The organism is Nonlabens antarcticus (genome assembly GCF_015356755.1).
GTDB lineage: Bacteria > Bacteroidota > Bacteroidia > Flavobacteriales > Flavobacteriaceae > Nonlabens > Nonlabens antarcticus.
This window is the reverse complement of the sequence record NZ_JADFCO010000016.1, coordinates 1-240: the sequence shown is the minus strand read 5'-3', so window position 1 is coordinate 240 and position 240 is coordinate 1. Positions and strand designations below refer to the sequence as shown.

The following is a 240-nucleotide window of genomic DNA, read 5'->3' as shown; positions in this document are numbered from 1 at the left end:
TAAGGAACCAAGCTTTAGCTACGGGAAGTTCCCCAGATGGTGAGGATGTAACGGATACCTCTGATGATCCAAACAACCCATTGGATGAAGATCCGGATGGTGATGGCGACCCAGATGATCCTACCGATACGACGCTTCCTGACGATAGTGATATCTCCTTATTGAAGGAGTCTGTCTTCAACGATGAGAACGGAGATGGGTTTGCCCAGTTGGGTGAGACGATCAGTTACAGTTTTACGG

1 protein-coding gene is annotated in these 240 nt (G+C 48.3%); it reads left to right on the top strand.

The window, feature by feature from the left end; all coding sequences use genetic code 11:
- Positions 1 to 240, top strand: a 240-nt coding sequence (locus IQ282_RS00065) for a hypothetical protein (protein WP_228547157.1), incomplete at both ends; no start/stop codon positions are given.